This window comes from Pseudomonas asturiensis, assembly GCF_900143095.1.
Taxonomy (GTDB): Bacteria; Pseudomonadota; Gammaproteobacteria; order Pseudomonadales; family Pseudomonadaceae; genus Aquipseudomonas; species Aquipseudomonas asturiensis.
Map to the genome: position 1 here is coordinate 242,448 of NZ_FRDA01000006.1, position 23,700 is coordinate 266,147.

Genomic DNA, 23,700 nt, shown 5'->3' on the forward strand with positions numbered 1-23,700 from the left:
TGCATGAACGGGTCAAACCTCGAAAACCTGCTACTCGCTCTACCTGAAGATCGATTGCTGACCAACGCCCCCGAGCTGACTCATGCCCAATGGCGTGGGCAGGCGCTGAGCGTTGCCGCCGGTCTGCAGGCCCGGGGCGTCAGGCAACTGGCCGTCCATCTTGAGGACGCCGCCGAGCTTGCCGTCGCCCTGTTCGGTGCCTGGCGTGCCGGGGTCAGCGTGCTGTTGCCTGCGGACCTGCAGGCGCAGACGCGTGAACGCTGGAGCGGCCAGGTTGACCTCTGGGTCACGGACCTGCCGGGCGATACGCCGCTGAGTGATCTGCATGCCGCGCCATTGCCGGCAGCCGTTCTGGATCTGGACGCGTGTCGCCTGAGCTTGTGCACGTCAGGCTCCAGCGGCGAACCGAAACTCATCGAAAAACGGCTCCGCCAACTGGCCAACGAAGTCGCGGTACTGGAACAGTTGTGGGGGCCGGATCTGGGCCAGGCGTGCATGATTGGCAGTGTCGCGACCCAGCATATCTATGGCCTGTTGTTCCGACTGCTCTGGCCGCTGAGCGCCGCAAGGGCCTTCGTGCGTCGCCAGTTACCTTTCCCGGAAGACGTGCAGCGCGCCAGCCGCGACTACCCGGCCTTTGCCTGGGTCGCAAGTCCTGCGCTGCTCAAGCGCATGGGTGACAACCTGGACTGGTCCAGCCTGCGCGCGGTACGTCGAGTGTTCTCGTCCGGTGGCGCATTGCCTGCCGACGCTGCACGAAGCCTGAACGAGCGTCTGGGGCAATGGCCGACGGAAATCTTCGGCAGCTCGGAGACCGGTGGTATTGCATGGCGTCAGGGCGGACAGCGCTGGCAAGCCTTCGAGGGCGTGACCCTGACGCTGGGCGACGACGGCGCCTTGCGCGTTCGCTCGCCGTACCTGCCCGAAGGGCATGTGGAACACACCGTCGACGCAGCACGCCTTGATGACGACGGGCGTTTCGAGCTGCTGGGCAGGCTGGACCGCATCGTCAAACTGGAAGAAAAACGTGTCTCGCTGCCACTGATAGAGCAGGCGCTCAGCGCTCATCACTGGGTTCGCGAGGTACGTCTGGGGGTGGTGCAGGAAAATCGCGCCTCGCTGGGAGCCTTGGTGGTGCTGAGTGACAGCGGCCTGATCGCACTGCGCACCCAGGGTCGTCGCGCCCTCACCGAGGCGTTGCGTCAGCACCTGCGCCCACACTGTGAACCCCTCGCACTGCCACGCCGCTGGCGGCTGCTGCGACAGATGCCGCTCAATGCTCAGGATAAGCTGCCGCAGGCTGACGTCGAAGCACTGCTTATGGCCGAACGCCCGAAAGCTGCGGAGTTGCTCGATCAGAAAACCGTCGATGACGAATTACAGCTGAACCTTATCGTGCCGCCTGACCTTGCCTGCTTCAGTGGGCACTTCCCTAAAGCCCCTGTGTTGCCGGGTGTTGTGCAGGTGGATTGGGCCATGAAACTGGGGCAGCGCCTGCTGAACCTGCCGCCACGTTTTGCCGGCATGGAAGTGCTGAAGTTTCAGCAACTGGTCCGTCCCGGCGACCGGCTCAGGCTGACCCTGCGCTTCGACAATCAGCGCTCGAAACTGCATTTCGCTTTTCACAACAGTGACGGCGCGCCCTGCTCCAGCGGCCGAATCCTCCTGGAGGCCGCGCATGCATAAGCCTTGCGCGATCATCCCGGTATTCGATCACGAACTGGCCGTGCCCAACGTGGTCAAGGCGGTACGTGAAGCCGGGCTGCCCTGCGTGCTGGTGGACGACGCCAGCAGCCCGTCTTGTGCAGCCGTTTTGCAGCAATTGGCCCAGGCCGAACAGGTTTATCTGGTGCGCTTGCCGGTCAATCAAGGCAAGGGCGGTGCAGTGATGACCGGCTTTCGCGAAGCGGCGCGCCTGGGTTTCAGCCATGCGCTGCAGGTCGACGCCGACGGGCAGCACGACCTGACGAATATCGCGCTGTTTCTACAACAGTCGCGAGCCTATCCCGACGCGCTGATCTGCGGCTATCCGCAGTACGACGAGAGCGTTCCGAAGGGGCGTCTGTATGCGCGCTACCTGACCCACGTGTGGGTCTGGATCAACACGCTGTCGTTGCAGATTCGCGACTCGATGTGCGGTTTCAGGCTTTACCCGCTGGCGCCGGTCCTGAAGCTGATCGACAGCGCACACATCGGTAAACGGATGGATTTCGACTCGGAAATTCTCGTGCGCCTGTCGTGGCGCAGGCAGACCATGCGCTGGCTGCCGACCCGCGTGCATTATCCGCAGGACGGCCTGTCGCACTTTCGCCTGTTCCACGACAACGCGCTGATCTCGACCATGCACGCCAGGCTGTTCGTTGGCATGCTGGTTCGCCTGCCCGTCATACTCTGGCAACGGTGGCGGGCATGAGCGCAAAACAGCCGCCCAGGCAGCATTGGGCCAGCCACGAAGAGCGCGGCAGCTTTCTGCTGATGAAGCTCACCGCCTGGGGCGTCAAGGTGCTGGGCCGTCGTCTTCTGACGCCGGTGCTGTACGGCATCGTGCTGTATTTTTTCCTGTTCGGCCGCCGCGCCCGACACAGCATTCATGAGTATCAACAGCGTCTGGCCCTATGGAGCCAGCGCCCCGAACTGCGTCCGACCCAGCGCCGCGTGTTCGGCCAGTTCATGGCCTTCGCCGATGCGCTGCTCGACAAGCTCGACGTGTGGAACGGCAGGCTGGGGATCGAGCAGATCGAGATTATCGACACGGCGCATCTGCGGCAAAACCTGCGCGGGACGCGTGGCCAACTGCTGGTCGGCGCCCACCTGGGCAACCTTGAAGTGTGCCGCGCACTCGCCGAGCTGGGCGAAAAAGTCACCATGAACGTGCTGGTGCACACCAAGCACGCCGAACGCTTCAACCGCCTGCTGGGCGAGGCCGGCGCAAACAACCTGCGCCTGATTCAGGTCAGCGAGCTGGACCCGGCCATCATGCTGCAACTGAGCCAGCGCATCGACGAAGGCGAATGGCTGGCCATCGCCGGTGACCGCGTCGCCCTGCATGGTGGCCGCAACGTGCGGGTCGATTTTCTCGGCCAGCCTGCTGCATTTCCCCAGGGTCCATGGTTGCTGGGCGGGCTGCTCAAATGCCCGGTCAACCTGTTCTTCTGCCTCAAGGGCCCGACCGGCTATCGCGTGATTCTCGAACCGTTCGCCGACGCCATCCAGTGGCGGCGCAGCGACCGTGCACAGGTCATCGAACACTGGGCAACCCGCTACGCCGACCGTCTGGGCCACTATTGCCTGGAGGCGCCACAGCAGTGGTTCAATTTCTATCCATTCTGGAAGTCCGATGACGAATCACACTCCTGACACCCTCACCTTCGGCGAACGGGCGTTGCGCATCGAAGACGTGCTGGCGCTGGCCAACCGCCAGGCACCTGCCGTTCTGCAGGACGACGAGGCGTTTCGTGAGCGCATCGCCAAAGGTGCGCGGTTTCTGGATTCGCTTCTGGACAAGGAAGGCGTGATCTATGGCGTGACCACCGGCTATGGCGACTCCTGCGTGGTCGCGGTGCCACTGGAGCATGTCGAAGCGCTGCCGCGTCATCTGTACACCTTTCATGGCTGCGGCCTGGGCAATCTGCTGAGCGCGCAAGCCACCCGTGCCGTACTGGCGGCGCGTCTGCAGTCGTTGTGTCAGGGCGTCTCCGGGGTACGTGTCGAACTGCTCGAACGCCTGCTGGCGTTCATCGATCAGGACGTGCTGCCGCTGATCCCCGAAGAAGGCTCGGTGGGCGCCAGCGGCGACCTGACGCCGCTGTCCTACGTGGCGGCCACCCTGTCAGGCGAGCGCGAAGTGATGTTTCGGGGCGAACGTCGAGAGGCCCGCGACGTGCACCGAGAACTGGGCTGGACACCGCTGGTATTGCGGCCCAAGGAAGCGCTGGCGCTGATGAACGGCACGGCAGTAATGACCGGGCTGGCATGCCTGGCGTTCGCCCGCGCCGATTACCTGCTGCAACTGGCCACCCGCATCACCGCCATGAACGTGGTGGCGCTGCAAGGCAACCCGGAGCACTTCGACGAGCGTCTGTTCGCCGCCAAGCCGCATCCGGGCCAGACCCAGGTGGCGGCCTGGCTGCGTCAGGATCTGGCCATCGACGCGCCGACCGCGCCACTGCATCGCCTGCAGGACCGCTACTCGCTGCGATGCGCACCCCATGTATTGGGCGTATTGGCCGACAGCCTGAACTGGCTGCGTTCGTTCATCGAGATCGAACTCAACAGCGCCAACGACAACCCGATCATCGACGCTGAAGCCGAGCGCGTGCTGCACGGCGGGCACTTCTATGGCGGGCACATCGCCTTTGCCATGGACAGCCTCAAGACACTGGTGGCCAATGTCGCCGACCTGCTGGACCGGCAATTGGCGCTGCTCGTGGACGAGCGTTACAACCATGGTCTGCCGAGCAACCTGTCAGGCGCAAGCGCCGAGCGGGCAATGCTCAATCATGGCTTCAAGGCCGTGCAGATCGGGGCCAGTGCCTGGACTGCCGAGGCGTTGAAAAACACCATGCCGGCCAGTGTGTTTTCGCGCTCTACCGAATGCCACAACCAGGACAAGGTCAGCATGGGCACTATCGCCGCCCGCGATGCGATTCGGGTACTGGAACTGACCGAACAGGTCGCAGCCGCCACGCTGATCGCCGCCAACCAGGGCGTCTGGCTGCGCAGCAAGGCCGCCGATGCGCGCCCGTTGCCGCCGGCGCTGGCGGCGATGCACGAGCAACTGAGCCGGGACTTTGCCCCCGTCATCGAAGACCGGGCACTGGAGGCGGAACTGCGCCTGTGCCTGAAACACATCGCCAACCGCCACTGGAGGTTGCATGCGCAGTAAGGGTTTCCTGCAGGTCGACACCGAAATCGTGGTGCCGTTTTTCGACGTCGACATGATGAACATCGTCTGGCACGGGCATTACGTCAAATACCTGGAGGTGGCGCGCTGTGCGCTGCTCGACCACATCGGCCATAACTACATGCACATGCTTGAATCCGGGTATGGTTGGCCGGTGATCGACGTCCAGTTGCGTTACGTGCGCAGCGCGGTCTTCGGCCAGACGCTCAATGTGCGCGCCGACCTGGTGGAGTGGGAAAACCGGCTGAAGATCAATTACCTGATCACCGACGCCCGCACCGGCGAACGCCTGACCCGCGCCAGCACGGTGCAAGTGGCCGTCGACAGTCAGACTCACGAAATGCAAATGGCCTCGCCCAGGGTTTTCATTGATGCCGTAGAGAGGGCCTTGTCATGAGCCGTCCGTTTCGAACGTTATGCGTGTTGGGCCTGCTGTGCCTGTCGTCGCTGGCGCACGCCTTTGACCTGCAACAGTTGAGCGATCAATTGGCAAAACCTGCCGTGGTGCAGGGCCGTTTCATTCAGGAAAAGCATCTGCGTGCCTTGCCGCAACCATTGATCAGCAAAGGCCGCTTTGTGCTGGCCAAGGACGCCGGGCTGCTCTGGCTGCTGGAAACGCCGCTGAAACAGGACTACCGCATCAACGCCACTGGCATTGCCCGCCGGGAAACGGTGGGCGGCACCAGCGTCTGGAAGGCAGTGCCCAACAAGAACGCCGGAGCGGAACAGAACCGCCTGTTCCTCGCTGTGCTGCAAGGTGACAGCAGTGGCCTGCAACGGGACTTCGAACTGAAATTGCAAGGCGAGGCCAACGCCTGGCACCTGACCCTGACACCGCGCTCGCTGTTGCTGCAACAGGTATTCAAACAGATCAATATCGATGGCGGCGAACTGGTGCAGCGCATCGAGCTGCTGGAAACCCAGGGTGACAGCACGGTACTTAAGATGGTCGACAGCACCAGCGCACCCACCCTGACCGACGCGCAGCGCAATGACTTTGCCAACTGAGCGCCTGCTGCCGCGTCTGTTCCTGCTGATTCTGGCGGGGGTGCTGGCACTGGCCGCCTGGCAGTGGCACGACCGTTCGCCGCTGTCGGCCAACCTCATGGAGCTGGTGCCGGGCACTGACACCGATGCGCTGGTCACCACGGCCGAAAAACGCATTCAGGAACCGCTCAACCGCGAGATGCTGGTGCTGGTCGGCCATACCGACCGCCAGCAGGCCATCGCCCTGGCGCGCACACTGGCCGAACAATGGCAGGCCACCGGGCTGTTCGAGAAAGTCCAGTGGACGCTACAAGCCGACCTGCCCGCCCTGCGCAATCAACTGCTGCAAGGGCGAATTGCAATGCTGCCGGCAGCGGACCGGGCACAACTGATTGACGACCCGCAGGCCTTTATTGACCAGCGCGTGCAGACCCTGTTCGACCCGTTTGCCGGCTTCAGCCTGGTGCCGGGCCAGGACGACTGGCTGGGCCTGACCGGGCGCATCCAGAACGGTTTGCCCCGGCAGGGTTCGGTCGAGCCGGACCTGGCCAGCGGTGCATTGATCGCCACGGCCGATGACAAAAGCTGGGTGCTGCTGCGCACGCGCACCGGCAACGACGCCTTCGATATGCGCTTGCCCGGGCACGTCGCAGACCTGCTTGCCAAGGCCCGCCAACAGGCCGCTCAGGCAGGCGGCCAACTGCTGGCGGCCAGCGGTCTGCTGTATGCCGCCGATGGCCAGAAACAGGCCAGCCGGGAAATCACCTGGGTCGGCGGCGGCGCAACTGTCGGCATTCTGTTGCTGCTGTTGCTGGCGTTCCGGCGCTGGAGCGTGCTGCTGGCATTCGTACCGGTCATCATCGGCATGCTGTTTGGTGCCGTTGCCTGTGTGGCCGTGTTTGGCAGCATGCACGTCATGACGCTGGTGCTGGGTTCGAGCCTGATCGGCGTCGCCGTCGATTACCCGCTGCATTACCTGTCCAAAAGCTGGAGCCTGAAACCCTGGCGCAGCTGGCCAGCCCTGCGCCTGACCTTGCCGGGCCTGAGCCTGAGCCTGATCACCAGTTGCATCGGCTACCTGGCGCTGGCCTGGACGCCCTTCCCGGCGCTGACACAAATTGCCGTGTTCTCGGCCGCAGGCCTCATCGGCGCTTATCTGACCGCGGTGTGCCTGCTGCCGGCGTTGCTGAGCAACATCGAGATTCACCCCGCCCAATGGCCGCTCAAACTGGCGCAGCAGATGCTCGATTGCCGCGCCGCGCTGCTGCAACGCGTCAATACGCCGATTCTGCTGGTATTGCTGCTGGCCTTCTGCGGTGGCGGCCTGTGGCACCTGACGACTAAGAACGACATTCGCCAATGGGTCGCTGCGCCACAGTCCCTGACCGACGAAGCCCAAGCCATCGCGCGCATCACCGGTTATCAGCCCACCAGTCAGTTTTTTCTGGTGCGCGGCAAGGACCAGCAGCAGTTGCTGGACCGTCAGACGGCGCTCACCCAGCGCCTCGATCAACTGGTGAGCATGGACAAGCTGCAAGGCTACATGGCGATCAACCAGTTGCTCGATTCGCCTGCCGAGCAGCAGGCGACCCGCGCGGCCCTGGCGAAGCTGCCTGAGCACTGGCAACCGCTGGTGCAACTCGGCGTTCCGGCCAGTGCCCTGAAAACCGAACTTGCTCAGTTGCAGGCGCTGCCCACGCAAGACATCGACCAGGCGCTGCAAGGGCCGCTCGCCGAGCCCTGGCGCACGCTCTGGCTGGGCACGAACGACGAAGGCGTAGCCAGCATGGTCAGCCTGCGCGGCTTGAACAGCCCGGCGTTGCTGCGTGTGCAGGCGACCGGTCTGGACGGTGTGCAACTGGTAGACCGGCTGGGTGAACTCAATGAGGTGTTCGCCAGCACCCAGATCAGCGCCGCCGAGCTGAAACTGGCGTCGTGCGTGTTGATCGTGCTGTTGCTGGTCGTGCCGTTCGGCCTCAACGGTGCGCTGCACATCGTCATCCTGCCGCTGCTGGCGGCGTTGTGCAGCCTGGCGAGCCTGGGCTGGCTGGGTCAGCCGTTGACCCTGTTCAGCCTGTTCGGCCTGCTGTTGGTGACGGCAATCAGCGTCGATTACGCCATCCTGATGCATGAGCAAGTGGGTGGCGCGGCCGTCAGCTTGCTCGGCACGCTGCTGGCCGCGGTCACCACCTGGCTATCGTTCGGGCTGCTGGCGATTTCCGGTACGCCTGCGATCAGCAATTTCGGTCTGTCGGTCAGTCTAGGGCTGGCGTTCAGCTTCATGCTGGCGCCCTGGGCCAGCCCGCGTCGGGTGACTCATCAGCCTGCCGGATCACCGGAGCCACGCCCATGATGGTGCTGATGTTCTGGTTCATGGCGCTGGCCCTGTTCGCGCTGGCCACCTGGGCCGGTCAGCGGCTGGGGCTGATTCCCATTGTCAGCCAGTTGCTGCTGGCCACCTTCGGCCTGCCGTTGCTGATGCTGCTGTGGATCGAGCCGCACTGGCAATTGAACGGCGCACAGCTGGTTTCACCCGTCTGGCTCAAGAGTCTCTACGGCCTGGCCTTTGCGGTGGTGCTGGGGCAAATTCTCAGCGAAGTGATCGACGTGAAGCTGGATCGACAGAGCCTGAAAATTGCCTTGCCGAGTTTCTTCGTTCCGTTTCTGTCGGGTCTCGCCTGCGCCGTCTGGCTGCTGCCTGAGCAGGCGTGGATCAGCTCGCTGGCCGTGGGACTGGTGTTCGCCATCACCGCCATTCCTGTGCTGTACCTGTACCTGCACCACATCGATTACCCGCCCGCCGCCACGCGCCGTCTGGTGCAGACAGCCATCCTCATCGACCTGACCTGCTGGAGCCTGTTCGCCCTCGCCCAAGGCAGCCTGCACCTGAGCAGCCTGTTGTTGCCGTTGCTGGGTGCCTGCGTACCGTTGCTGTTTCGTCTTCTGCGCCTGCGCCAGCCGCTGTTCTACAGCCTGACGTTTTTCGCCCTGTTAATGATGGCCGAGCATTACCGGCTCAACGCGCTGGTGTTCGGCATCGGCTATATGCTGTGCATGTCGCGACTGGGTCAGCCGTGGGTGCCGCCTTTGAGTGCGGCCACCTTGCGATTCATACAAAACCGGCTGGCCATCCCGCTGTTGCTGACCTTCGGCATCGTGCAGATCGACGTGCACAGCGCGCTGGGTGCAATGGGCTGGCTGCCACTGGTTGCGCTGATCGTGCTGCCCATCGCCAGCAAACTGCTCGGCAACTGGATCGGGCTGCACTGGGCAACGCCCTCGTTCGCAGGCGCCAGCCGCTGGCGTGAAAGCGTACTGCTGAACATTCGTGGCCTGAGCGAAATCGTTTTCCTTAACCTGCTGCTGCAACAACAACTCATCAGCCCGGCCCTGTACTTCGCGTTGATGCTGATGGGCCTGATTGCGACACTCATGCCTGCACTGACCGGGATGGGGCGTGCGCCCTCGCATGCGCCCCTTTCAATCGACCCATCGAAAAGGAACACCTGTGCCCATCACTGACAAGGAAATTCGCCAGGTCGTCGTCATCGGTGCCGGTCCGGCCGGTTCGATCGCTGCCGCGCTGCTCAAACGCCAGGGTCACGATGTGCTGATCGTGGAGCGACAATTGTTCCCACGCTTCTCCATCGGCGAGAGCCTGCTCTGCCACTGCCTGGACTTCGTCGAAGAGGCCGGCATGCTCGAAGCCGTGCAGGCCGCCGGGTTCCAGCAGAAAAACGGTGCGGCGTTTGCGCGAGGCGATCAGTACAGCGATTTCGATTTTGGCGACACGTTCAGCAACGGCAAGCCGACCACGTTTCAGGTGCAGCGTGCCCAGTTCGACCAGTTGCTGGCCGATCAGGCCGCGCTGCAAGGCGTCGAGATCCGCTATGAGCAGGAAATCATCAGCGCCGATTTCGACGGCCCGCAACCGCTGCTGCGCGTCAGGCGTGAAGACGGCAGCGAATACAGCGTGCAGGCGACGTTCGTGCTGGACGCCAGCGGCTATGGCCGCGTGCTGCCGCGTTTGCTGGACCTGGAAGCACCGTCCGGGTTTCCGGTGCGCAAGGCGGTGTTCACCCACATCGAAGACCACATCCAGAGCCCGCCTTTCGACCGGCAGAAGATCCTGGTCAGCATCCATCCCCAATTCAGCGATGTGTGGTTCTGGACCATTCCGTTCAGTCAGGGCCGCTGCTCATTGGGTGTGGTGGCATCGGCCGAGCGCTTCGAGGGCAAGCCGGATGATCTGGACGCCTGCCTGCGCGCCTTCGTTGCGGAAACGCCGCAGTTGGCCGGCGTATTGAAAAACGCGGTCTGGGACACCCCGGCGCGAACCATCGGCGGCTACTCGGCCAACGTCAAGACCCTGCACGGCAAAGGCTTTGCGCTGCTGGGTAACGCGGCGGAATTCCTCGACCCGGTGTTCTCATCGGGCGTGACCATCGCCATGCGCTCGGCCAGCATGGCCGCGGGCGTGCTGAATCGACAATTGCAAGGAGAGCACGTGAACTGGGAAACCGAATTTGCCATCCCGCTTAAAAAAGGCGTCGATACGTTCCGCGCCTACGTTGAGGGCTGGTATGACGACACCTTCCAGAACGTCATTTTCTATCAGGGCGGCACGCCCGACATTCGACGAATGATCAGCGCCATTTTGGCCGGTTACGCCTGGGACGAGCGCAACCCGTTTGTCAGCGAACCCAAGCGGCGTCTGCGGATGCTCTCGGAAATCTGCACGGACGGCGCTTCATGAGTCGTCCGTTTCTGAGCGAAAACTACGTCGAGGAAACCCGTTTCGGTCTCTGGTTCCTGCGCAGCCAGACCTGGCAGTACCGTGTATTGCGCGTTGCCATTGATGATCTGCGCAGCCTGTTCACAAGCCCGCTGCCTGCCGCGCCGGTCCTGCTGGATGCGGGCTGCGGCCAGGGCAAATCGTTCCAGCACCTGAGCAAGGTGTTCGCCCCGGCCAGACTGCTCGGTGTCGATGCCGATCCTGACAGCCTGACCCGAAGCGGCGAAGAAGCCGCTGCGCTGGGTATTGATATCGAGTTGATCGGCAGCGACTGCGCCGCCCTGCAACTGCCTGACGCCAGCGTCGATCTGTTGTTCTGCCACCAGACCTTTCACCATCTGGTCGAGCAGGAACAAGCCCTGGTCGAGTTCTATCGCGTCCTGAAACCGGGTGGTTATCTGTTGTTCGCTGAGTCTACCGAGGCCTACATCGACACCTGGGTGATTCGCTGGCTGTTTCGCCATCCGATGCACGTGCAAAAAAGCGCGGCGCAATACCTGGACATGATCCGCCAGCAGGGTTTCGAGTTCGACACGCGCAATGTCTCGTACCCGTACCTGTGGTGGAGCCGTGCGATAGATTTCGGCCTGCTGGAGGCGCTGAAGCTGCGCAAGCCCAAGCCGTTCGGGCAACGTGAGGAAACCCTGGTCAACGTGGTCGCCCGCAAACCGATGCGGAGTGAGACACCATGATCCGGACCCTGTTTTTTTCCTTGCTACTGCTGCTCGCTGGCTGCGTCAGCCAGACACCGCTGCCGACCTCCGCTGTGACGCTGCAATTGCCGATGCAGTTGCACATCGAGCGCAGGCAGGCGGATCAGCGTCAGGACTGGATGCTGATCATTCAACGTGAGCCAGCGGGTTTACGCTGGTCGATGATGGACCCGTTGGGCATTCCACAGGCGCGCCAGCTGCTGATCGACGGCAAGTGGCAGGCCGACGGTCTGCTGCCGCCCAACCCGGAAGCCCGCGAGCTGTTCGCTGCCCTGATGTTTGCCATGACACCGGATCTGGAAATGCATGACCGCTACCCCACGGCGTACCGCCAGGGTATGCAGCGCCGTCTGGAAGATCGCTGGCTGGTCGAGTACCAGTCGGCCAACGCCTTTACCCTCCGCCTCAAGGAAGGTCTGAGCTACAAAGTCACCCCGTTGAACAGCGAGACCGCTCCATGACCACCTACCTCAACGCCCTGGGGCTTACCTGTGCACTCGGCAATGGTCAGCAAGAGGTGTCGCGAAAGCTGTTCGCCGCCGACAGCAGCGCGATGGTCGTCGAGCCCGGCTGGGTGCCGGAACGCGCGCTGCCAGTGGGTGCAGTCAGGCACGCGCTGCCGCAGATTCCCGAGGGGATGCAGTCGCAACGCAGCCGCAATAATCAATTGCTCATGGCTGCGACGCTGCAGATCGAAGACGATATTCGTCGGGCCATCGACCGCTATGGCGTGTCACGCATCGGCGTGATCATCGGCACCAGCACCTCGGGTATCGATGAGGCCAGCAGCAGCATGGCGACCTGGCTGCGCGACCGGGCCTTCCCGCCACACTACGACTACCAGCAGCAGGAGCTCGGCGCGCCAGCGAACTTTCTGGCCACCTGGCTGCAACTGAGCGGCCCGGCCTATGTGATTTCCACCGCCTGCACATCCAGCGCACGCGCGCTGCTCAGCGCCCGACGTGCGCTGGACATGGGGCTGTGCGATGCGGTGCTGTGCGGCGGCGTGGACAGCCTGTGCAAACTGACGCTCAACGGCTTTTCAGCGCTGGAAGCCATGTCGCCGCAGCTTTGCAACCCGTTTTCCAGCAACCGCAACGGGATCAATATCGGCGAAGCCGCCGTGCTGTTCCTGATGACCCGCGAAGCCAGCGACGAGCATTCAATCGCCTTGCTGGGTGCTGGCGCCAGTTGCGATGCGCACCATATTTCCGCCCCGGAACCGACCGGGCGCGGTGCGCGCGATGCCATGCAGCAAGCGTTGAACAACGCCGGGCTCGCGCCAGAACAGATCGCTTACCTGAACCTGCACGGCACCGCGACCGTGCATAACGACGCCATGGAAAGCCTCGCCGTGCAGGCGGTATTCCCGGACGGCGTGCCGTGCTCATCGACCAAACCCTTGAGCGGTCATACCCTCGGCGCAGCAGGCGCGCTGGAAGTCGCCTTCTGCTGGCTGAGCCTGGCCGCGCAGAATACCGGACACGCCTTGCCACCTCATCTTTGGGACGGCGCAGCGGATCCTCTGTTGCCAGCGCTGCACTTTACCGGGCCCGGCGCACGCCTTCGCGCTGCCGAAGCTCGCTACATGATGAGCAATTCCTTTGCCTTCGGCGGCAACAACATCAGCCTGATTATCGGAGATGCCGCATGATCGCCTGGCCGCTCGACGAGCTTATCCCTCACGCAGGCGACATGATCCTCATCGATCAGGTGCTGGCTTTCGATGAAGAGCAGATTCAGACACGCCTGACGGTGCGCGCCGACGGACTGTTCAACGAGGCCGACGGCAGCCTGCCCGCCTGGCTCGGTGTGGAGCTGATGGCCCAGAGCGTGGCGGCATACGCTGGCTGCCAGGCGCGCAGCAAAGGCGAAGCGGTCAAGCTGGGCTTCCTGCTTGGCAGCCGCAAGTTCGAGTGCAACGTCGCGTACTTTCCGGCAGGCAGCGAGCTGCACATTCATGCCGTGCGTTCCCTGCAGGACGACAGCGGCATGGGCGTCTTCGAATGCAGCCTGACAGGCCCGGATATAAAGGCTTTTGCCCGTCTCAATGTATATTGCCCACCCAATACTGCTGATTACCTGGCTGAAGGAGCCCCGGCATGACTGAATCCGTACTGGTCACCGGTTCGAGCCGCGGCATCGGCCGTGCCATTGCATTGCGTCTGGCTCAGGCCGGATACGACCTGATCCTGCATTGCCGCACCGGGCGCAGTGAAGCCGAAGCGGTGCAGGCAGACATTATCGCGCTGGGTCGACAGGCCCGCGTCTTGCAGTTCGACGTGTCTGACCGTGCGGCCTGCAAGGCCATTCTTGAGCAGGACGTGGAAACCCACGGCGCTTACTACGGCGTGGTGCTCAACGCCGGTCTGACCCGTGACGGCGCGTTTCCGGCGCTCACTGACGACGATTGGGACCAGGTGCTGCGTACCAATCTGGACGGGTTCTACAACGTACTGCACCCGTTGACCATGCCGATGATCCGGCGGCGTACGGCAGGACGAATTGTGTGCATCACTTCGGTCTCCGGCCTGATCGGCAACCGCGGACAGGTCAATTACAGCGCCTCCAAGGCGGGCCTTATTGGTGCGGCCAAGGCGCTGGCCATCGAATTGGGCAAACGCAAGATCACCGTTAACTGCGTCGCGCCGGGCCTGATCGACACCGCCATGCTCGACGAGAACGTGCCCGTGGATGAGTTGATGAAAATGATCCCGGCACAACGCATGGGCACGCCTGAGGAAGTGGCGGGCGCAGTGAATTTTCTGATGTCCGCCGAAGCGGCCTACATCACGCGTCAGGTACTGGCCGTCAATGGAGGGCTGTGTTGATGAAACGCGTAGTGGTCACCGGCATGTCCGGCATTACCTCGATCGGCAGCGACTGGGCCAGCGTCGAGGCGAACTTTAGCGCCAACCGTAGTGGTATCCGGCGCATGGACGAGTGGAACCGGTTCACTGAGCTGAACACCCGACTGGCCGGCCCCATCGACGACTACGCCGTGCCCGCGCACTGGACGCGCAAGCAACAGCGCAGCATGGGCCGTGTGTCGCGGTTTGCCGTGGGCGCTTCGGAGCAGGCATTGATCGATGCCGGGTTGCTCAATGACCCGATCATTCGCGACGGCCGCATGGGCACCGCCTGCGGTTCGTCCACCGGCAGCACCGACGAGATCAAGGCGTTTGGCGCCATGCTGATCAATTCGGTGGCAGTCGGCCTGAATGCCAACTCCTACGTGCGAATGATGCCGCACACCACCGCTGCCAATATCAGCATCTTCTTCGGTCTGACCGGGCGTCTGATCCCGACGTCCAGTGCCTGCACCAGCGGCAGCCAGGGCATCGGCTACGCCTACGAGGCGATCAAGTTCGGTCGCCTGCCGCTGATGCTGGCCGGAGGCGCGGAAGAACTGTGCCCTACCGAAGCGATGGTGTTCGACGCGCTGTATGCCACCAGCCTGAAAAACGACGCACCCCATACGACGCCACGTCCTTACGACACCGGGCGCGACGGGCTGGTGATCGGCGAAGGCGGCGGCATGCTGGTGCTGGAAGAGCTTGAACACGCCAAAGCCCGGGGCGCGCATATCTATGCCGAGATCGTGGGTTTTGGCAGCAACGCTGACGGCGCTCACAGCACGCGGCCGGAACAGATCACCATGCGCCGCGCCATGGAGCTGGCGCTGGAAGACGCCAGCCTGCCGCCTGAAGCCATTGGCTACGTGAACGGCCACGGCACGGCCACCGAACAGGGTGACATCGCCGAAACCCTGGCCACAAGCAGCCTGTTCGGCTCGCGCATGCCACTCAGCTCGCAGAAAAGCTTTCTGGGCCATACCCTGGGTGCGTGTGGTGCGCTGGAATCGTGGTTCAGCATCGAGATGCTCAACAGCGATCGCTACATCCATACCCTGAACCTCGACAACATCGACCCTGAGTGTGGCGATCTGGACTACATCGTTGGCGAACCACGGCGAATGAGCAACGAATACGTGATGAACAACAACTTTGCCTTCGGTGGCGTCAACACCTCGTTGATCTTCAAGCGCTGGGCTTGATGGTCCCTGCCGCGCGGGGTGCTCGGCGTTGTGCATACTTACGACGGCAGGCGTGAGCCTGCTGCGGGCGGCGTTCCGTTTGTCCGCGAAAAGGCGAGTACATCCGACAAATATTCAGCGACTGAAGCACAGTATTCGCGGACAAGTCCGCTCCCACGATATCCGGTGTTTGCTGCACGACAGCGCTACATCGAAGACGCAGTGAGGCCTCCCACAACACTGAGCGCGTTGCGGGACGTGTGTATCACGCTCAGTGCCTTACGTGATCACTGCCCCAGCATCCTGGCCCTTGGTCGCCAGCTCGAAAAACGCCTTGGCCATCGCTGACTGTTCGTCCTTGCGCTTGACCAGCCAGACCGGGCTGGTTGCGCCGGGGTCGAGCAGGTTGCGATAAACTACGCCATCGATGCGCATCCGGCGGTACGGGGCAGGCAATACGGTAACGCCAAGTCCCGCCGCCACCAGGCCAATCATGGTCATGGGTTCGCCCGCTTCCTGGGCAATCAACGGATTGAAGCCTGCGGCGCGCGCCAGACTCAGGATCTGGCCATAGATCCCGCTGCCGTAGGTGCGTGGAAAAAACACGAAGGGCTCGGCCGCCAGCGCTGACATAAAGATGCCGTCTTCACTGCCCGCCGCAAGCGGGTGGTCGGCGCGCATGATTGCGACCAGAGGCTCGTTCAACAGCTCGAACACGTCCAGGGCATCGGGCAGCTCCAGTGGTCGCATGATGCCGACCTGAATGGTCTTGTCCTCAAGGCCTGTAGCGACCTGCTGGCTGGTCATCTCCGTCAGGTTCAGATGCACCTGCGGGTAAGCCTGGCGGAACGCGAAAATCGCCTCGGGTATGTTCGATGTCAGGGGTGCCGAGGACGTAAATCCGATCTTCAGCTCGCCCAGTTGCCCCAACTGCGCACGCCTTGCGACATCAGCAGCCTTGTCGACCTGCGTCAGCACCAGTCGCGCCTCGTCGAGAAACAGCCGCCCTGACTCACTCAACTCCACACGCCGATTGGTGCGGTCGAACAGACGCGTGCCCAGCTCCTGTTCCAGGGCCTGGATCTGCTGGCTCAGAGGTGGCTGGGAAATGCCCAGCACCTGAGCGGCTCGCCCGAAATGCAGCTCTTCGGCAACAGCAATGAAGTAACGCAGGTGACGCAGTTCCATACGGCCTCGATCAAGTCGTTTTACCTATCAAACAGGTCGAACAATATATTGGATTGAATCATTAGCCAGCTATATGATTTTTCCATGCCTGCCCGAACCGTGCTCTGAGGTTTACCGTGAACCCTGTCACCGCGCCATCTCCTGTTCCGTCAAACACCCTGCTCAGCGAAGCGTCTGTCGCGCTGGAAGACAGTTACATCGAGAAAAACACGCCGTTGTTCAAACGCACGGCACTGGCCTTGTTCGCGGGTGGTTTTTCGACCTTTACGCTCCTGTATTGCGTACAGCCGATGATGCCGATGCTCTCGCAGGAGTTTTCCATCACGGCAGCCCAGAGCAGCCTGATCCTCTCGGTCGCCACCGCAATGCTCGCCATCGGCCTGCTGATCACCGGGCCGATCTCCGACCGGCTGGGACGCAAGTCGGTCATGGTCATGGCGCTGTTCTGCGCCTCGCTGTTCACCATCGCCAGCGCGTTGATGCCGAGCTGGGAAGGCGTGCTCATCACCCGGGCGCTGGTCGGGCTGTCGCTCAGCGGCCTTGCGGCCGTGGCCATGACCTACCTCAGCGAAGAAATACACCCCACGCACCTCGGACTGGCAATGGGGCTGTATATCGGGGGCAGCGCCGTCGGCGGCATGAGCGGCCGATTGATCGTCGGGGTGATGATCGATTACGTGAGCTGGCACGCCGCGATGCTGGTGGTCGGAGGCCTGGCCCTGATTGCAGCGGCGGTGTTCTGGAGAATCCTCCCGGAGTCCCGCCACTTTCGCGCCCGCTCATTACACCCTCGCAGCCTGCTGGACGGCTTTGTCGTGCAGTTTCGCGACAAGGGCCTGCCGTTGCTGTTTCTGGTCGGTTTCCTGCTGATGGGCGCGTTCGTCACCCTGTTCAACTACATCGCCTACCGGCTGCTGAGCGAACCTTACAACCTGAGCCAGGCGGTCGTGGGTGTGTTCTCCGTGGTGTACCTGTCGGGCATCTACAGCTCGGCAAAGATCGGCTCACTGGCGGATCGACTGAGTCGCCGCCGCGTGCTGTGGGCCGTAATCGTCATGATGCTGTTCGGCCTGAGCCTGACCCTGTTCACGCCATTGCCGGTCGTCATCGCAGGCGTACTGATCTTCACCTTCGGCTTCTTCGGCGCGCATTCGGTGGCCAGCAGCTGGGTGGGCCGCAGAGCGACCGTCGCCCGAGGCCAGGCGACGTCACTGTACCTGTTCTGCTATTACGCAGGCTCCAGCGTGGCAGGCACCGGCGGCGGGGTTTTCTGGCATTACGCCGGCTGGAACGGCATCGGCATGTTCATTGCCGTGTTGCTGCTGATGGCACTGGGTGTGGCGTTGCGGCTGGCGAAATTGCAGCCATTGGCGGGAAAAGGCTGACGGATCATGATCGTGCCCACGCTGGCGTGAGCACGATCAACGCACGTCAACTCAGTTCTGGTGATACCGGGCGGACAACTCATGCACCGCTTCGATGAAGGCACCCGCGTTTGCCGGGTCGACTTCGGGGGTGATGCCGTGGCCGAGGTTGAATACGTGGCCTGTGCCGCTGCCGTAGCTGGCGAGGATACGCGCCACTTCCTGACGAATGGCTTCGGGGCGCGCGTAGAGCACGGTCGGGTCCATGTTGCCCTGCAGTGACACCTTGCTGCCGACGCGCCGACGCGCTTCACCGATGTCGCAGGTCCAGTCCAGACCCAGTGCATCCGCACCGGCGTCGGCGATGCTTTCCAGCCACAGTCCGCCGCCCTTGGTGAACAGAATCACTGGGACCTTGCGGCCGTCATGTTCGCGAATCAGACCGTTGACGATCTTGCGCATGTAAGCCAGAGAAAACTCCTGATACGCCGCCGAAGACAGGCTGCCGCCCCAACTGTCGAAGATCTGCACCGCCTGCGCACCGGCCAGAATCTGGCCGTTGAGGTAGCTGGTCACCGACTGCGCGAGCTTGTCCAGCAACAGGTGCATGGCTTGCGGGTTGTCGTACAGCATGGCCTTGGACTTGCGGAAGTCCTTGGATGAGCCGCCTTCGACCATGTAGGTCGCCAGCGTCCACGGGCTGCCGGCAAAACCGATCAGCGGCACACGGCCATTGAGTTCGCGGCGAATCGTGCTGACCGCGTCCATCACATAACCCAGATCCTTCTGCGCATCAGGAACCGGCAAGGCTTCGATGTCGGCCAGGGTGCTGACGGTTTTCTTGAAACGCGGACCTTCGCCGGTCTCGAAATACAGGCCCAGGCCCATGGCATCCGGGATGGTCAGGATGTCGGAGAACAGAATGGCCGCATCGAGTGGATAGCGGTCCAGCGGCTGCATCGTGACTTCACAGGCGAACTGCGGGTTCTTGCACAGGCTCATGAAGTCACCGGCGCTGGCGCGGCTGGCACGGTACTCCGGCAGATAGCGACCCGCCTGACGCATCATCCAGACAGGGGTGACGTCTACGGGTTGCTTGAGCAAGGCGCGCAGGAAACGGTCGTTCTTCAGGGCAGTCATGTCGGCATCCGCTATAAAAGTGCGGGCATTTTCTCAGAGCGCGAAGCAAAAGGCACGGCAAGAGCCGTGCCTTTTATCTATCGGGTCGATTTGCCGCAGTTAACGCACCAGCGAGTTTGAAATAAGCGCCTGCTCCAGCGCGTAAGCAAAGCTCAGCAATCGCGCCTCCGCCCACGGGGCTCCCAGAAAGTACAAACCTGTGGGAAGCCCTTGCGAACCTGAACCCACCGGTATTGATACACCCGGGTAACCCGCGACAGCGCCCACGTGCCCGAGGGAACTGCTCGACCAGTCAATGAGCGCATCCAGCATGTACTTATGCAGCAATTCATCGATCAACGCTCGGTGGTAACCCTGGGTTTCCTCCACCGCAGTGATGTACTTGCCTTGCGAAAGCGTCAGTGAAGAGGCTTCGATCAGATTCTTTTGATCATGGTTTTCGTGACCTGGCGTTTTGATGTTGAACGCCACGATGTCCTCAAGCGTTTTAACGGGCTGCCCGGACCGGGTCTGTAGATAAGCCTCAAGCTCGCGCCTGAAGTCCAGTTGCAGCAGGAACCACTCCAAATGCCTTCTGGTTGGCGGAACCTTGACCGCAACCAGCGTCGCACCGGATGACCTCAGGACCCGCTTCATATTTATGAAGGCAGGATCGTCGTCCATGTAGCTGCCATCGGACTTCGTCACCGGATAACCCAGACGCGCACCTTGCAACGCATCCGGCCGCAGATGACCGAGATAATCCACAGGATCTTCCGGCACCCGATAAGTCGCCTTGTCACGGGCATCTGTTCCGCTCATGGCATTGAGCATGATGGCCGCATCGGTGACTGTTCGCGCAATAGGCCCGGGCGTGTCCTGGCGGCTGGAAATCGGAATGATACCCGAGCGACTGAGCAAACCGAGGGTGGGACGAACTCCCACGACCCCGTTCATGCTCGACGGGCAGATAATCGATCCGTTGGTTTCCGTACCGACTGAAACAGGCGCGAACCCCGCAGCGACCCCGACTGCCGACCCGGAACTCGATCCGCAAGGATCTGCCTTCGGGTTATGAGGGTTGCGCGTCTGTCCGCCACGACCACTCCAGCCGTTTGGAACATTGTTCCCACGGAAATTGGACCATTCGCTCATATTGGCCTTGGCCAGAATGACCGCACCGGCCTCACGCAACCGCTGCACGACAAATGCGTCGCTGGATGCGGGCGGACCTGCAAGCGCGAGCGAGCCTGCAGTGGTCTGCATCTTGTCCGCCGTATCCAGGTTGTCCTTGATCAATACCGGAATGCCGTGCAGCGGCCCGCGTACCTGCCCTGCCGCACGCTCCTCATCGAGCGTCGTTGCAATGTCCAGCGCATCGGGGTTGATTTCAATCACCGCGTTCAGTTGCGGACCTTTGTGATTGAGCGCATCGATGCGTTGCAGCATATGCGTCACCAGGGCCACTGAAGTCAGGTCGCCCGCGGTCATTCGCTGTTGGAGCTGGGCAGTGGACTCAAAGTACACCGCCTTGTTTTCAATGACTGCGCCGAAGACAGGCCCGTCGAAGTCGGCTTTTACCGCGTCTGCAGCAACTGCCCCTGACGAGCCCAGGAGAGAAAGTATTACGAGTAGCTTTATGTTCATCGACTGCCTTCCTTGGCCAATACGCTCGGTGCTGAGCGAACGCCAGACATTCTAGGAAAGGGCTTGTCGATCTGATATCAGCGAAATAGCCAGTCGGCGTGGGAACATTGAGCGTTACAGGTAAGCAAAACGTCGATATTCCCGCACCTGACGACAATCACGAGTGGCTACTTATCAGCCTTGACGATCGTGTTTATCCAGTCGATGAAATAAGACACGCGCGTGTATTGACCGGCACCGTCAATCAAGGTGCGACTGACGAGACCCACCTCTACGTAATCATCACCCATCTTGTACAACAGCGGTCCGCCAGAATCGCCCCCGGCCTGGTTGTAGCCCGCGCAAATGTTGTAAGCGGGATTGAAATCGGTGTCCGGAAAACCGGGGCGTGTGTTGCCGCATAGCCTGTCTTCCAGCACCGCACCCTGACCGTGGTACAGAACATCGGATTTGACGCCCTCATCGGTACGGCCAAATCCAATGAGGGTCAACGGCGTGCCTGCAGGCAGCGGGACAGGAGACCCGCCACTGTCCAGCGTCATGAAATGGGTGCTGCGCGCAGGGTGATCCAGCTTGATCAGCGCAATGTCACTCTGCCCGCGATAATTCAAACCAGCATGAAGGAAGACGGTGCCGATCAAAATCCGCTCGTTTTCGATGAGCGTTGGCCGATATTGCTCAAGACCTACGCTGACCGAGTGAGCCCCGGTTTCTGCCAGGCAATGTGCAGCCGTCAGCACCCATTGCGGCGCGATCAGCGTCCCACCGCAGATGTGAGACCCATCTGCTCTGACCACCGCCACATAAAACGGATACTCCCCTCTGGGCGCGGGCTCCCCGCCGATGATTTTTCCGACATCGTGATCAGAATGGTTTGCCGTACAACCGCCGAGTACGACGATCAGGCAAATAAACGCCAATAGTTTGTTCATGATCAACTCCCTGATCGTGACTGAATCCCTGTGACAACGCGCCTGCGATCCTGCAATGCACGTCGACATTTTGGTCGGCAGCGAGTCATGACTCGACTGAACCGATTTTCAGTTAAGCGGAATGAGTCCGGGACGGAAACTGTCAGAACTGCCAGTAGAGGTGGGGAAAAGGCCTGAAGCGTAGAAACGGTGCCCATCGAACGCACGCTGACGCACTGGATAGGGAGTCCTACGGGATTGTGGGAGGCGGCTTGCCGGCGATGAAGCTTGCACGGTTTATCAGAAGAATCGCCGTCATCATTTATCGTCGAATTGCAGCCCAGACCAAGGCCTGACGAAAAAGATAGCGTTCCTTCAATCGGTTACGGGTTGTCTGGCAGGAGTGAGCTTGCTCGCGAAGAAGCCTGTTCATCCGCTACATGCGGCGGTTTGAACAGGGCTTTCGCGAGCAGGCTTCCACGGACAGGTGTTCGCTGCGTGACAGCAATCAGACGCCCAGGTAATCCAGAATCCCTTCAGCCGCGTTGCGGCCTTCGAAGATCGCGGTCACAACCAGGTCGGACCCGCGAACCATGTCGCCACCGGCGAAGATTTTCGGGTTACTGGTCTGGTGCTTGTACTGTGACTGCTCGGGCGCGATCACGCGGCCCTGGCTGTCGGTGTTGATGGTGAATGGCTCGAACCAGGCAGCCGGGCTCGGGCGGAAACCGAAGGCGATGACCACGGCATCGGCCGGGATGATTTCCTCGGAACCCGGAATCGGCTCGGGGCTGCGACGGCCACGGGCATCCGGCTCGCCGAGACGGGTCTCGACCACTTTCACGCCTTCAACCTTGTCTTCGCCGACGATGGCGATGGGCTGACGGTTGTAGAGGAACTTCACGCCTTCTTCCTTGGCGTTCTTCACTTCCTTGCGCGAGCCCGGCATGTTCTCTTCGTCACGACGATAGGCGCAGGTCACCGACTTGGCGCCCTGGCGGATCGAGGTACGGTTGCAGTCCATCGCCGTATCGCCACCCCCCAGCACCACCACCCGCTTGCCTTTCATGTCGACGAAATCTTCAGGCGACTTTTCGAAGCCCAGATTGCGATTGACGTTGGCAATCAGGAAGTCGAGTGCATCGTGAACGCCTGGCAGGTCTTCACCGGCAAAGCCGCCCTTCATGTAGGTGTAGGTGCCCATGCCCATGAACACGGCATCGTACTCTTCGAGCAACTGGTCGATGGTGACGTCCTTGCCGACTTCGGTATTGAGACGGAACTCGATACCCATGCCGGTGAACACTTCACGACGATGGCTCAGCACGGTTTTTTCGAGCTTGAACTCCGGAATACCGAAGGTCAGCAGACCGCCGATTTCCGGGTTCTTGTCGAACACCACCGGGGTCACGCCGCCACGCACCAGTACGTCGGCGCAACCCAGGCCTGCTGGCCCTGCGCCAATGATTGCCACGCGCTTGCCGGTCGGCACAACCTTGGACATGTCAGGACGCCAGCCCATGGCGAACGCGGTGTCGGTGATGTACTTCTCGACCGAACCGATGGTCACGGCACCGAAGCCGTCGTTCAGGGTGCAGGCACCCTCGCACAGACGGTCCTGCGGGCACACGCGGCCGCAGACTTCCGGCAGGGTGTTGGTCTGGTGCGACAGCTCGGCCGCCGCCAGGATATTGCCTTCGGCGACCAGCTTGAGCCAGTTGGGAATGAAGTTGTGCACTGGGCACTTCCATTCGCAATACGGGTTACCGCAGCCCAGGCAGCGGTGCGCCTGATCGGCGGACTGCTGAGGCTTGAAGGGCTCGTAGATCTCCACGAACTCTTTCTTGCGTTGACGCAGCAGTTTCTTCTTCGGGTCTTTACGCCCGACATCGATGAACTGAAAGTCGTTACTTAGACGCTCGGCCATTCTCTAGAACCTCTACACGACAGCTTCAGGCCATGGCCCTGAAGCTGCAGGAAATCATGTTCGCAGGCATTCGCGCACTGCTGTGGTCGTGCGGCGTGGAACACGCCGCG

The 23,700-nt window shown here is 61.9% G+C and carries 21 protein-coding genes; 16 read left to right on the plus strand and 5 right to left on the minus strand.

Features of this window, described 5'->3' with window-relative positions; translation table 11 throughout:
* The first annotated feature begins 3 nt into the window (after positions 1-3).
* Genes BUB69_RS13395 through BUB69_RS13465 form a run of 15 tightly spaced genes read left to right on the plus strand, consistent with a single transcriptional unit; the run spans position 4 to position 15,455 of the window.
* Positions 4-1,686, plus strand: a complete 1,683-nt coding sequence (locus tag BUB69_RS13395; protein WP_175561724.1) for an acyl-CoA synthetase family protein — start codon at positions 4-6, stop codon at positions 1,684-1,686.
* Positions 1,679-2,413 (plus strand): glycosyltransferase family 2 protein, encoded by a 735-nt coding sequence (locus BUB69_RS13400; RefSeq protein WP_073167379.1) that lies wholly within the window; start codon positions 1,679-1,681, stop codon positions 2,411-2,413. Before BUB69_RS13395 ends, BUB69_RS13400 begins: the two co-directional genes overlap by 8 nt.
* Positions 2,410-3,357: a lysophospholipid acyltransferase family protein gene (locus BUB69_RS13405; protein WP_073167382.1), complete on the plus strand. Its 948-nt coding sequence runs from the start codon at positions 2,410-2,412 to the stop codon at positions 3,355-3,357. The genes BUB69_RS13400 and BUB69_RS13405 overlap by 4 nt, the downstream gene beginning before the upstream one ends.
* Positions 3,338-4,885, plus strand: coding sequence for an HAL/PAL/TAL family ammonia-lyase (locus BUB69_RS13410; protein ID WP_073167385.1), 1,548 nt, complete (start codon positions 3,338-3,340; stop codon positions 4,883-4,885). Before BUB69_RS13405 ends, BUB69_RS13410 begins: the two co-directional genes overlap by 20 nt.
* Positions 4,875-5,300 (plus strand): acyl-CoA thioesterase, encoded by a 426-nt coding sequence (locus BUB69_RS13415; protein ID WP_073167389.1) that lies wholly within the window; start codon positions 4,875-4,877, stop codon positions 5,298-5,300. The genes BUB69_RS13410 and BUB69_RS13415 overlap by 11 nt, the downstream gene beginning before the upstream one ends.
* A complete protein-coding gene (locus tag BUB69_RS13420) occupies positions 5,297-5,911 on the plus strand; it encodes an outer membrane lipoprotein carrier protein LolA (protein ID WP_073167393.1) in 615 nt (204 codons plus the stop codon). Before BUB69_RS13415 ends, BUB69_RS13420 begins: the two co-directional genes overlap by 4 nt.
* Positions 5,895-8,243, plus strand: coding sequence for an MMPL family transporter (locus tag BUB69_RS13425; RefSeq protein WP_073167396.1), 2,349 nt, complete (start codon positions 5,895-5,897; stop codon positions 8,241-8,243). The genes BUB69_RS13420 and BUB69_RS13425 overlap by 17 nt, the downstream gene beginning before the upstream one ends.
* Positions 8,240-9,412 (plus strand): cation:proton antiporter, encoded by a 1,173-nt coding sequence (locus BUB69_RS13430; RefSeq protein ID WP_073167399.1) that lies wholly within the window; start codon positions 8,240-8,242, stop codon positions 9,410-9,412. The genes BUB69_RS13425 and BUB69_RS13430 overlap by 4 nt, the downstream gene beginning before the upstream one ends.
* Positions 9,399-10,646 carry an NAD(P)/FAD-dependent oxidoreductase gene (locus tag BUB69_RS13435; RefSeq protein ID WP_073167401.1) on the plus strand — a complete coding sequence of 416 codons (1,248 nt, stop codon included), beginning with the start codon at positions 9,399-9,401 and terminating at the stop codon, positions 10,644-10,646. Before BUB69_RS13430 ends, BUB69_RS13435 begins: the two co-directional genes overlap by 14 nt.
* The gene (locus BUB69_RS13440) at positions 10,643-11,377 is read left to right on the plus strand and encodes a class I SAM-dependent methyltransferase (protein WP_073167404.1); all 735 of its coding nucleotides are present in this window, start codon (positions 10,643-10,645) and stop codon (positions 11,375-11,377) included. The genes BUB69_RS13435 and BUB69_RS13440 overlap by 4 nt, the downstream gene beginning before the upstream one ends.
* Positions 11,374-11,859: a hypothetical protein gene (locus tag BUB69_RS13445; RefSeq protein ID WP_073167406.1), complete on the plus strand. Its 486-nt coding sequence runs from the start codon at positions 11,374-11,376 to the stop codon at positions 11,857-11,859. The genes BUB69_RS13440 and BUB69_RS13445 overlap by 4 nt, the downstream gene beginning before the upstream one ends.
* Entirely contained in the window at positions 11,856-13,052 is a 1,197-nt protein-coding gene (locus BUB69_RS13450) for a beta-ketoacyl-[acyl-carrier-protein] synthase family protein (protein ID WP_073167409.1), read from the plus strand. Before BUB69_RS13445 ends, BUB69_RS13450 begins: the two co-directional genes overlap by 4 nt.
* Positions 13,049-13,504 carry a hotdog family protein gene (locus tag BUB69_RS13455; RefSeq protein WP_073167412.1) on the plus strand — a complete coding sequence of 152 codons (456 nt, stop codon included), beginning with the start codon at positions 13,049-13,051 and terminating at the stop codon, positions 13,502-13,504. Before BUB69_RS13450 ends, BUB69_RS13455 begins: the two co-directional genes overlap by 4 nt.
* Positions 13,501-14,229, plus strand: coding sequence for a 3-oxoacyl-ACP reductase FabG (gene fabG, locus BUB69_RS13460; protein WP_073167415.1), 729 nt, complete (start codon positions 13,501-13,503; stop codon positions 14,227-14,229). Before BUB69_RS13455 ends, fabG begins: the two co-directional genes overlap by 4 nt.
* On the plus strand, positions 14,229-15,455 hold the full coding sequence (locus BUB69_RS13465; RefSeq protein ID WP_073167418.1) for a beta-ketoacyl-ACP synthase: 1,227 nt from the start codon (positions 14,229-14,231) through the stop codon (positions 15,453-15,455). Before fabG ends, BUB69_RS13465 begins: the two co-directional genes overlap by 1 nt.
* A gap of 258 nt (positions 15,456-15,713) precedes the next feature.
* Here the strand turns inward: BUB69_RS13465 and BUB69_RS13470 are convergent, their stop codons facing one another.
* Positions 15,714-16,622 (minus strand): LysR family transcriptional regulator, encoded by a 909-nt coding sequence (locus tag BUB69_RS13470; RefSeq protein ID WP_073167421.1) that lies wholly within the window; start codon positions 16,620-16,622, stop codon positions 15,714-15,716.
* A gap of 158 nt (positions 16,623-16,780) precedes the next feature.
* Between BUB69_RS13470 and BUB69_RS13475 the strand changes: the two genes are divergently transcribed.
* On the plus strand, positions 16,781-18,007 hold the full coding sequence (locus tag BUB69_RS13475) for an MFS transporter (RefSeq protein WP_141121861.1): 1,227 nt from the start codon (positions 16,781-16,783) through the stop codon (positions 18,005-18,007).
* A 51-nt stretch (positions 18,008-18,058) separates the two neighbouring features.
* On the opposite strand, the gene hemE is transcribed toward BUB69_RS13475, so the two are convergent.
* The 4 genes from hemE to BUB69_RS13495 form a co-directional block, all read right to left on the minus strand.
* Positions 18,059-19,126 carry a uroporphyrinogen decarboxylase gene (gene hemE / locus BUB69_RS13480; protein WP_073167428.1) on the minus strand — a complete coding sequence of 356 codons (1,068 nt, stop codon included), beginning with the start codon at positions 19,124-19,126 and terminating at the stop codon, positions 18,059-18,061.
* Between the two features lie 99 nt (positions 19,127-19,225).
* The gene (locus BUB69_RS13485; protein WP_073167431.1) at positions 19,226-20,752 is read right to left on the minus strand and encodes an amidase family protein; all 1,527 of its coding nucleotides are present in this window, start codon (positions 20,750-20,752) and stop codon (positions 19,226-19,228) included.
* A 167-nt stretch (positions 20,753-20,919) separates the two neighbouring features.
* A complete protein-coding gene (locus BUB69_RS13490; RefSeq protein WP_073167434.1) occupies positions 20,920-21,684 on the minus strand; it encodes a S1 family peptidase in 765 nt (254 codons plus the stop codon).
* A gap of 487 nt (positions 21,685-22,171) precedes the next feature.
* On the minus strand, positions 22,172-23,590 hold the full coding sequence (locus tag BUB69_RS13495) for an FAD-dependent oxidoreductase (RefSeq protein ID WP_024689070.1): 1,419 nt from the start codon (positions 23,588-23,590) through the stop codon (positions 22,172-22,174).
* Positions 23,591-23,700: the final 110 nt, after the last annotated feature.